10 protein-coding genes and 1 other RNA gene are annotated in these 9,908 nt (G+C 65.0%); 4 read left to right on the forward strand and 7 right to left on the reverse strand.

Annotated features, from left to right (window positions below):
- Positions 1–169 precede the first annotated feature (169 nt).
- Positions 170–1,105 (reverse strand): methionyl-tRNA formyltransferase, encoded by a 936-nt coding sequence (gene fmt, locus AC0L3K_RS29480; protein WP_354200012.1) that lies wholly within the window; start codon positions 1,103–1,105, stop codon positions 170–172.
- Positions 1,106–1,312: 207 nt separating this feature from the next.
- The gene (gene def, locus AC0L3K_RS29485; RefSeq protein ID WP_219682519.1) at positions 1,313–1,837 is read right to left on the reverse strand and encodes a peptide deformylase; all 525 of its coding nucleotides are present in this window, start codon (positions 1,835–1,837) and stop codon (positions 1,313–1,315) included.
- Between the two features lie 171 nt (positions 1,838–2,008).
- Between def and AC0L3K_RS29490 the strand changes: the two genes are divergently transcribed.
- The 3 genes from AC0L3K_RS29490 to AC0L3K_RS29500 all read left to right on the forward strand — a co-directional run bounded on the left by AC0L3K_RS29490 (position 2,009) and on the right by AC0L3K_RS29500 (position 5,077).
- The gene (locus AC0L3K_RS29490; RefSeq protein ID WP_354126960.1) at positions 2,009–3,208 is read left to right on the forward strand and encodes a DNA recombination protein RmuC; all 1,200 of its coding nucleotides are present in this window, start codon (positions 2,009–2,011) and stop codon (positions 3,206–3,208) included.
- Positions 3,209–3,296: 88 nt separating this feature from the next.
- Positions 3,297–3,599 carry a GIY-YIG nuclease family protein gene (locus AC0L3K_RS29495; RefSeq protein ID WP_007597697.1) on the forward strand — a complete coding sequence of 101 codons (303 nt, stop codon included), beginning with the start codon at positions 3,297–3,299 and terminating at the stop codon, positions 3,597–3,599.
- A gap of 113 nt (positions 3,600–3,712) precedes the next feature.
- The gene (locus AC0L3K_RS29500) at positions 3,713–5,077 is read left to right on the forward strand and encodes an AmpG family muropeptide MFS transporter (protein WP_354200013.1); all 1,365 of its coding nucleotides are present in this window, start codon (positions 3,713–3,715) and stop codon (positions 5,075–5,077) included.
- A gap of 130 nt (positions 5,078–5,207) precedes the next feature.
- Here AC0L3K_RS29500 and AC0L3K_RS29505 read toward each other — a convergent pair whose 3' ends face one another.
- From AC0L3K_RS29505 to ffs, 5 genes are all read right to left on the reverse strand, one after another.
- A complete protein-coding gene (locus AC0L3K_RS29505) occupies positions 5,208–5,645 on the reverse strand; it encodes a hypothetical protein (protein ID WP_007597700.1) in 438 nt (145 codons plus the stop codon).
- A gap of 26 nt (positions 5,646–5,671) precedes the next feature.
- A complete protein-coding gene (gene recR, locus AC0L3K_RS29510; protein WP_007604678.1) occupies positions 5,672–6,274 on the reverse strand; it encodes a recombination mediator RecR in 603 nt (200 codons plus the stop codon).
- 1 nt (position 6,275) lies between these two features.
- Complete coding sequence (locus tag AC0L3K_RS29515) at positions 6,276–6,605, reverse strand: YbaB/EbfC family nucleoid-associated protein (RefSeq protein ID WP_007597704.1); 330 nt, start codon at positions 6,603–6,605, stop codon at positions 6,276–6,278.
- Between the two features lie 24 nt (positions 6,606–6,629).
- On the reverse strand, positions 6,630–8,447 hold the full coding sequence (locus AC0L3K_RS29520) for a DNA polymerase III subunit gamma/tau (protein WP_007597705.1): 1,818 nt from the start codon (positions 8,445–8,447) through the stop codon (positions 6,630–6,632).
- Between the two features lie 94 nt (positions 8,448–8,541).
- Positions 8,542–8,638, reverse strand: an RNA gene (gene ffs / locus AC0L3K_RS29525) — signal recognition particle sRNA small type.
- Between the two features lie 193 nt (positions 8,639–8,831).
- Here ffs and AC0L3K_RS29530 point away from each other — a divergent pair.
- Positions 8,832–9,677, forward strand: coding sequence for a transporter substrate-binding domain-containing protein (locus AC0L3K_RS29530; RefSeq protein WP_035993754.1), 846 nt, complete (start codon positions 8,832–8,834; stop codon positions 9,675–9,677).
- The last annotated feature ends 231 nt before the right edge of the window (positions 9,678–9,908 follow it).

A 9,908-nucleotide genomic window follows, 5' to 3' on the forward strand; every position in this document is an offset into this window, starting at 1 on the left:
CGAACACGGGCGCGCCGTCATATGCGATGAGGCGCTGGTCGGGGGCCATCTTGCCCAGTTCCCGTGGCACCCCCCGGCGCCCCCGGGCGATCCAGTACTCCGCAGCCTATCCGTTCGACCGAGAAGCCTCGGCGTACTGGATACCCCGCCTTCGCGGGGTATGACAGCGTCAGGTGAATTTGGCGCCGGACTTCAGCGGCACGCCACGCAGGAAGTCCGCGGCCTGCATGCGCGCCTTGCCTTCGCGCTGGAGCTCGATCAGGCGGATTGCGCCCTCGCCGCAGGCGATGGTGAGGTGATCGTCGAGCACCTCGCCCGGCGTACCCGAACCCTTCGCCAATTCACAGCGCAGGATTTTTACGCGCGCGTTCTCGCTCACGCCGGTGAGCTCGGCCCAGGCGCCGGGAAACGGCGACAGGCCGTGGATATGGCGCTGCACCTCGCGCGCGGGCCTGGTCCAGTCGATCCGCGCTTCGGCCTTGTCGATCTTGGCGGCGTAGGTGACGCCATCCTCGCTCTGCTGCTTGAGCTGAAGTCCGCCGCGGTCGAGCGCGGCCATGGCGCGCACCATCAGATCGGCACCGAGCCGGGCCAGACGATCGTGCAGATCGAGCGCGGTCATATTGTCCGTGATCGCGAGCCGTTCCGCCATGGCGACGTCGCCGGTGTCGAGGCCAACATCCATCTTCATCACCATCACGCCGCTCTCGGCATCGCCGGCCATGATCGCGCGGTTGATGGGAGCGGCACCGCGCCAGCGCGGCAGCAGCGAAGCGTGCAGATTGTAGCAGCCGAGCTTTGGCGCATCGAGGATCGCCTGCGGCAGGATCATGCCGTAGGCGACGACGACGGCCGCATCGGCGTCGAAGGCGCGAAATTCTTCCAGCGCCTCCGGCGTTTTCAAAGTCTTCGGCGTCAGCACGGGCACGCCGAGCTTTCGCGCGGCCTCTTCCACCGGGGTCGGCTGCAATTGCAGGCCGCGCCGGCCGCCGGGCTTCGGCGCGCGCGTATACACGGCCGCGATCTCGTGGCCATGCGCGACGAGCTCGAGCAGCGTCGGCACGGAGAAATCGGGCGTGCCCATGAAGATCAGGCGGAGTGGCATGACAAGAACTCGGTACGTTCCCTCCCCCCTTGTGGGGGAGGGTTAGGGAGAGGGGTGCCACACGACGCGCTCTCTCGGTTTGAGGTTTCGCGGCACGCACCTGATTCAGATGACGGAGAGACTTCCGTCTGGGCTATCCCTCTCCCCCGCCCTCCCCCACAAGGGGGGAGGGAGCGCAGGGGAGTGTGAGGCAGCACTAAACCTTACTCACTCGCCGCGCTTGGCGGCTTTCTCGAATTTCTTCAGCACGCGGTCGCGCTTGAGCTTTGACAGATAGTCGACGAACAGCACGCCATTGAGATGGTCGATCTCGTGCTGGATGCAGGTGGCGTAGAGGCCTTCGGCGTCCTCCTCATGCACCTTGCCGTCCAGATCGATGTAGCGCACCCGCACCTTCGCGGGACGCTCGACCTCCTCGTAATATTCGGGGATCGACAGGCAGCCTTCCTCGTAGACCGACAGGTCCTCGGAGGAGGCGATGATTTCCGGATTGATGAAGACGCGCGGCTCGGGCTTGGTCTCGCCGTCCTGGTCGGGCTTGGCGAGGTCCATGGTGATCAGCCGCAACGGCTGCGCGATCTGGATCGCCGCGAGCCCGATGCCGGGCGCGTCGTACATGGTCTCGAACATGTCGTCGGCAAGCTTGCGGATCTCCGGCGTGACCTTCTCGATCGGCTTGGAGACCAGACGCAGCTGCTTGTCGGGCAGGATGATGATTTCTCTGAGGGCCATGGCCGCGATTTAAGCCGGGCGCCGGACGCGGTCAATGCGGCCAGGAACCCCGTTAACCCTCCCCTAACCATAAAACTTCAGGTTTCGTTAACCACCAAAATTAGCAGGGCATTACCTCGAAATGTTCGCTATTCGTTCGTGCCACAGTGCGAATCGGCTAGAAGGGCAGGCATGAACGAGATCATTTTCACGGCTGGCGACTGGCCGGTGCGCACGGTGGACGCGCTGATCGGCTTCGGCGCGCTGGTCCTCATCCTGCTGGCGGTCATCGCCGTGGTGATTGCACGCTCGGGGCGGCGCGGCGCGGAACTCGCGATGGCCAACGCGATCCGCGCCGACGAACTCGAGGAGCGCATCAGCCAGATGCTGCATGCCCAGAGCGAGGCTTCGGGGCGGGTCGATGCCATGACCCAGACGCTGGCCGGCCGCCAGGCAGACATGGCACGCGCGGTCAACGAGCGGCTGGATTCGGTGACCCACCGGGTCGGTCAATCCATGGAGCACACCACCCGCAACACCATGGAGAGCCTGCGCGCGCTGCACGAGCGGCTCGGCATCATCGACAGCGCGCACAAGAACCTCACCGACCTCACCACGCAGGTGACGACCCTGCGCGACGTGCTCGCCAACAAGCAGTCGCGCGGCGCCTTCGGTCAGGCGCGAATGGAGGCGATCGTCCAGGACGGTCTGCCGAAGGGCGCCTACGAGTTCCAGTTCACGCTCTCGACCGGCAAGCGTCCGGACTGCGTCGTGTTCCTGCCCGACCAGCGGCCGCTCTGCATCGACGCGAAATTTCCGCTGGAAGCGATGACCGCGCTGCATGATGCGCGCACCGATGAGGAAAAGCGGATCGCCACGCAGCGGCTGCGCGGCGACGTGATGAAGCACGTCAGCGACATCGCCGAAAAATATCTCGTCGCCGGCGAGACCCAGGAAATGGCGCTGATGTTCGTGCCGTCGGAATCGGTCTACGCCGAAATTCACGACGGTTTCGACGACGTGATCCAGAAGGCGTATCGCGCCCGCGTCGTGCTGGTGTCGCCGTCGCTCTTGATGCTCGCGATCCAGGTGATGCAGCAGATCATGAAGGACGCGCGCATGCGCGATGCCGCCGACCAGATCCAGACCGAGGTGATCAAGCTCGGCGACGATCTCGGCCGCCTGCGCGAGCGCGTGCTGAAATTGCAGAAACACTTTGCCGACGCCAACGAAGACGTCCGCCAGATCCTGATCTCCGCCGACAAGATCGAGAAGCGCGCCGGGCGCATCGAAGAGCTCGATTTCAGCAAGACCGATGCGCCCGAAGCCCCGCATCTCGTGGCCACCGGCGCTGCCGAACTGTTCCCGAGGAAGCTCCAGGCTGGGGAGTGATTCTACGCTGAGATGCGGTAACCTGCCGCCTCAATCTCGCTGTCGTCGCCCGGCTTGACCGGCCGACCCAGTATCCCAGAGGCGGCAGATGGGCGCTCGCTGCTACTACGTCTACATTCTCGCCAGCAAGATGGGTGGCACGCTTTATATTGGCGTAACGAACGATCTCATCCGCCGGGTGGCAGAGCACAAGTTGAAACTGATCGAGAGCTTCACGAAAGACTACGATGTCGTGAAGCTCGTTTACTTCGAGCAGTTCGACGACCCCGAGAATGCGATCGAACGGGAGAAGCGGCTGAAGAAGTGGAAGCGCGATTGGAAGATCGCGTTGATCGAGAAAGACAATCCGGATTGGAACGATCTCTATTCGGGGATTGCTGGCCCCCCATAATGCCGGCCTCTGGAATACTGGGTCGCCGGGTCAAGCCGGGCGACGACACCTCCTCTTTGGCCGGCAGGAGCGACACCTCACTTGTGGCGGCCAGAATCTGCTAACACCCACCCATGACCGCACCCGACGCGACCTCCCCCGCCACGCCCGATACGACCCCCACCTCCTGGCGTGACAGCCTTGCCGTTTACCTGCAACCGCGGGTGCTGATCGTGCTGTTCCTCGGCTTCTCGTCCGGGCTGCCGCTGGCGTTGTCGGGCTCGACGCTGCTGGTGTGGATGCGGGAATCCGGCGTCGATCTCAAGACCATCGGGCTGTTTGCGCTGGTCGGCACGCCCTACACGCTGAAATTCCTGTGGGCGCCGCTGGTCGATGCGATGCATGTGCCGCTGTTCACGCGCGCGTTCGGGCGGCGCCGCGGCTGGCTGCTGTTCTCGCAATTGCTGCTGATCGTCGCGATCCTGCTGCTGGCGCTGACCGATCCCGCGCGCTCGCCGTTCTATGTCGCGCTCGGCGCATTGCTGGTGGCGACGGCCTCGTCGACGCAGGACATCGTGGTCGATGCCTTCCGCGTCGAGAGCCTGCCGGAAAGCGAGCAGGCCGCCGGCATGGCATCCTATGTCGCGGCCTATCGCATCGGCATGCTGGTCTCGACCGCCGGCGCGCTGTTCATTGTGTCGGGCTTCGAGAGCACCGGCATCACCCGCACGTCCGCCTGGATGTGGGGTTATGTGGTGATGGCGGCGATGGTGCTGATCGGGACGATCACGGCGCTGATCGCGACCGAACCCGAGCAGTCGGTGCGGGCGGAAGCCGCGACGCAGACGCAAACCGCGTTCGCGCGCGTGCTGCACGCCGCGATCGGCGCCTTCTCGGAATTCCTGACGCGCAAGGACGCGCTTGCGGCACTCGCCTTCGTCGTGCTGTTCAAGTTCACCGACGCCTTCTCCGGCACGATGACCGCGCCGTTCGTGATCGACCTCGGCTTCTCCCGCAACGACTATGCCGCGATCGTGAAAGGTGTGGGCCTCGCTGCGACGCTGATCGGCGGCTTTGCCGGCGGCTTCGTCGCCCGGCGCTATTCGCTCGCGAGCAGCCTCTGGATCGGCGGCGTGGTGCAGGCGCTCGCGAACCTCTCCTTCTCCTGGCTCGCCTTCGTCGGCACCAGCCAATGGGCGCTCGCCTTCGCCATCACTTGTGAGAACTTCACCAGCGCCATCGGCACGGTGATCTTCGTCGCCTATCTCTCGGCGCTCTGCCAGAACCCGCTGCACACGGCGACGCAGTATGCGCTGCTCACCGCGCTTGCCGCGGTGGGGCGGACCTATCTCTCGTCAGGCGCCGGCTTCGTGGCTGATACCACCGGCTGGCCGCTGTTCTTCGTGATCTGCATGCTGGTGGCGATCCCGAGCCTGGTGCTGCTGGCCTGGCTGCAGAAGCGCGGGCATTTTGATGCACTGGGGCCGGTGAGGGTTTGACACTGCCCTCTCTCCTCGTCATTGCGAGCGAAGCGAAGCAATCCAGACTGCCGCCGCGGACACGATCTGGATTGCTTCGTCGCAAGAGCTCCTCGCAATGACGAACGGAGAGGGTAGCGCGCCCACCCCGCTACTGCTTCTTGATCAGGCTCCACTTCGTGATCACGGCCTCGCTCATTTGGCCGGGATCGCTGGCGCAGGCGATCTCGTCGACCTTGACCGAGATCTCCTTGCCGGCGAACGTCTTCAGCTGCGCGGCCTGGGCGTCGCCGCTGGGAACGAGCTGGAAGGTTTCGGGTCCGGTCTCGAGATTGCACAGCCCGCTCGGCGGCGGCAGGCGGCGCGGCTCGGAGGTGATCTGGTAGGTCGCAACCCGCTTGCCGACGTTCTTGACGTCGCGCACTTTCATCGTGTTCAGCTCGCCCGACAGCACCTCGCCGGCATTGATCGGCTTGCCGGGCTTCGACGGCGGCGGAGCCCCATCGTCCTGCTGCGCGGAGATGGCCGGCGTCGCCAGCATCGTCAGCGTCGCGACCAAAGCCCATCGTGTGGCGAAAAGTTTCGTCATGTCGTCCGTTCCGTGAGTCTGGATGGCTAGAACAGGGTACGCTGCCGCATCGCGGCCGATAGCGTGCCTTCATCGAGATAATCAAGCTCGCCGCCGACCGGCACACCATGGGCGAGCCGGGTTACTTTTACGTTGGCGTCCTGAAGCAGGTCGGTGATGTAATGGGCCGTGGTCTGGCCGTCGACCGTGGCATTCAGCGCCAGGATGACCTCGTGCACCTGCGCCTCATGCGCGCGCGCCACCAGCGCTTCGATGGTGAGGTCCTGCGGACCGACGCCGTCGAGCGGCGACAATGTCGCGCCCAGCACGTGATAGCGCCCTTGAGTGGCATTGGCCCGCTCCAGCGCCCAGAGATCGGCAACGTCGGCGACGACGACGATGATCGAGGGATCGCGCCTCGGATCGGTGCAGACCGTGCAGGGACTTTGCGTGTCGATGTTGCCGCAGGTCTTGCAGACCTGGACCTTCTCGAGCGCGACCTGCATGGCCGAGGACAGCGGCATCATCAGCGCTTCGCGCTTCTTGATCAGATGCAGCGCGGCGCGCCGCGCCGAGCGCGGGCCGAGGCCCGGCAGCCGCGCGAGAAGCTGGACCAGCCGCTCGATTTCAGGACCCGCAACAGCGCCCATCCTACTGGCCGAACAGCCCCGACAGCCCCGGCGGCAGGCCGAGCCCGCCGGTGAGCGACTGCATCTTCTCCTGCATAGCGGCTTCCGCCTTGCGGCGGGCCTCGCCGAACGCGGTGACGAGCAGATCCTCGAGCACTTCGCGCTCTTCCGCCTTCATCAGCGAAGGATCGATCTTGACGCCCTTGACGTCCATCTTCGCGGTCATGCGCACAGCGACGAGACCGCCGCCGGAGATGCCCTCGACCTCGACGTTGGCGAGCTGATCCTGCATCTCCTGCATCTTGGATTGCAGCTGCTGCGCCTGCTTCATCATGCCGAATATATCGACCATCGGTGCTGTCCTTGAAAATCGGCTCTAGAGATCGTCGCCGTCGGAACCGTCGGGCGGATCGTCACTGCCATAGTCGGCATTAATATCGGATTCCGGCGCCTCGGGGGCAAGCCTGCGGACCTCGACGACCTTCGCACCCGGAAAACGCGACAGCACCTCGCGCACGCGCGGATCGGCCTCGGCGGTGCGCGCATGTTCCTGCTTGGCCGCCTGGTTCACCGAGCGCAGCGTGGGCTGGCCCGGCTCGTTGGAGACGATCACGGTCCAGCGGCGTCCGGTCCAGAGCTCGAACTTGCGCGCGAGATCGGAAATCATGGTCTTGGAGGCGTTGGGCTCGAGCGCGACTTCCAGCCGGCCTTCCTCGAAACGGACGAGGCGCATGTCGCCTTCGAGCGCGCCCTTGGTCAGGAGGTCGCGCTTCTGCCCGGCCAGCGCAACGAGCTGGGTGAAGCTCGTGACGCGCAACACGGGCGCGGCAGCTTGCGGATCCGGCGCGGGCGTTGCCATCTGCGGACGGGCACCACCGCCGCCGAAGGAGGACGGCGACGATGTCGGAATGCGAACTGGAGCCGCGGACGCCACCGGCCCGGCCGGCGCGCTGCGCGTGGCACCGCCGCCGCTCACGACCGGCGAACCGCCGCCGTTCTGCTCCAGCATCTTGATCGCTTCGTCCGGCGTCGGCAGGTCGGCGACATAGGCGATGCGCACCAGCACCATCTCGGCGGCAGCCGCGGGCCGCGTCGCGGCCTGCACCTCGGTGATGCCCTTGAGCAGCATCTGCCACATCCGCGACAGCACGCGCATCGAGATCTTCGAGGCGAAATCCCGTGCGCGCACACGCTCGGTCTCGCCATAGGCGACGTTGTCGGCGGTCGCCGGCACGATCTTCACGCGGGTGACGAAATTGACGAATTCGGCGAGATCCGAGAGCACGACGATCGGATCGGCGCCGACGTCGTATTGGTCGCGGAACTCCCTGAACGCGGATGCGATGTCGCCACGCGCCAGAGAATCGAAAAGATCGATGACACGGGTGCGGTCGGCGAGCCCCAGCATCTGCCTGACGGCATCGGCCTTCACGGTGCCCGCCGCATGCGCGATCGCCTGATCGAGCAGCGAGAGCGAATCGCGCACCGAGCCTTCCGCGGCGCGCGCGATGATGCCGAGCGCTTCAGGCTCGATCTCGACGTTTTCCTTGGCCGCGATGTTGGCGAGATGCTTCATCAGCACGTCGGCCTCGACGCGGCGCAGGTCAAAACGCTGGCAGCGCGACAGCACGGTCACCGGAACCTTGCGGATCTCCGTCGTGGCGAACACGAATTTGGCGTGCTCCGGCGGTTCCTCCAGCGTCTTCAGGAAGGCGTTGAACGCCGCTGTCGACAGCATGTGGACTTCGTCGATGATGTAGACCTTGTAGCGGGCGCTGGCCGGCGCGTAGCGGACGCTGTCATTGATCTGACGAACGTCGTCGACGCCGGTATGCGAGGCCGCGTCCATCTCCAGCACGTCCATGTGCCGGCTTTCCATGATCGCCTGACAATGCACGCCGAGCGTCGGCATCTGGACCGTCGGGCCCTTCACCGAGCCATCCGGCATCTCGTAGTTGAGCGCACGGGCAAGGATGCGCGCGGTGGTGGTCTTGCCGACCCCGCGGACGCCGGTGAGAATCCAGGCCTGCGGAATGCGGCCGGTCTCGAACGCGTTGGAGACGGTGCGGACCACGGCCTCCTGGCCGATCAGATCGTCGAAGCTTGAAGGACGGTATTTCCGCGCCAGCACCCGGTAGGGCGTGCTGGCCTGGCCGGCGCTGTGAGGGTTGGGAGGGGCGCCAGCGTCGGTCATCGGTCGATCCGCAATGAAGTGTCTTTCGGCCGGCTTTGCGGAAAGGAGCGCGCTGGCGGCCCGAGCCGCCGGCGCAATTCGCTCGGAAAAACAGGTAGGAGACTGACGAGCGACCCGATCCGGACCTCGTTAGGGCTGCTTCCTTCCGGACCTGACCCGGTTGGCGAGTGGCTCGTCCACCGCCAATCTCCCGGTCCCTATTTGGGGCCAAAAGGACCGGAAAGCAAGCGGGTATCGGCTTGAACAGGCTGGGCTTCATGGTGGCTTGCCCAGCATCCGGGCAATTCCCGGTCTGCCTAGCCGATAGGCTGTGCTTTCACTGCCGGAGGCGCCTTGGTAAGAACGCTGCCGGAACCCCTTCCAACAGAAAAGCGATTGATCCCAATGGTTACACGTCGTGATGTTGCATCGATTGTCGGACTTGGCGCGATGGCTGCGGCGACGCTGGCCTCCCCGGCCGTGGCGCAGACCGCCGATTCCAATGAATCGACCTTCGCCCGCATCCGCCGCACCAAGAAGATGCGCATCGGCGCGGTCGGCGGCGGCGCGCCCTATTACATGAAGGATCTTTCGACGGGCCAGTGGAAGGGATTTTACGTCGACATCGCCAAGGCGCTTGCCGAGGACATGGAGGCCGAGCTCGAGATCACCGAGACCACCTGGGGCAATTCGGTGCTCGACCTGCAGTCCAACAAGATCGACATCTTCTTCGGCCTCAACCCGACTCCGAAGCGTGCGCTGGTGGTCGACTTCTCGGTGCCGGTCTTCAACAACGCCTTCGGTATCCTCTGCAAGAAGGACTTCAAGCCGAAGAGCTGGGCCGAGCTGAACTCGCCCGACGTCAAGATCGCGGTCGACCAGGGCTCGTCGCACGACCAGGTCGTCAGCCGCCTGACGCCTAAGGCGCAGATCTCGCGGCTGAAGACTGCCGATGACGCCACCGCCGCGCTGCAGACCGGCCGCGTCGACGCGCAGTGCCTGATCACCATGCTGTCGCTGACGGTATTGAAGAAGAACCCCTCGCTCGGCCAGTTCGTGCTGCCGACGCCGATCTTTGCGACGACGTCGAACGCCGGCTTCCGCCGCGAGACCGACAAGACCTGGCGCGACTACGTCAACACCTGGATCGACTTCAACAAGGGCCTCGGCTTCATCCGCAACGCGATCATCACCAATATGGAGCTGGTGGGCGTGACCGAGGCGGACATCCCGCCGGGCGTGTCGTTGTAAGGTATGCTGAATTTGGATCGGGCTGGATCCCCGAGCGCCTGTGCTCCCCCTCTCCCGCTTGCGGGAGAGGGTTGGGGAGAGGGTGTCTCCTCTAGGGAGACTCCCCAAGAGGATAGAACCCTCACCCGTCGCTTCGCGCCGACCTCTCCCGCAAGCGAGGGCTTTGCTTAATTGGCCGAGCGGGAGTGAGGCTCGATATGGGGTATTTTTTTGTGCGGCCTCGGATGGCGC

The sequence above is a fragment of the Bradyrhizobium sp. MI1.10 genome, assembly GCF_055811035.1.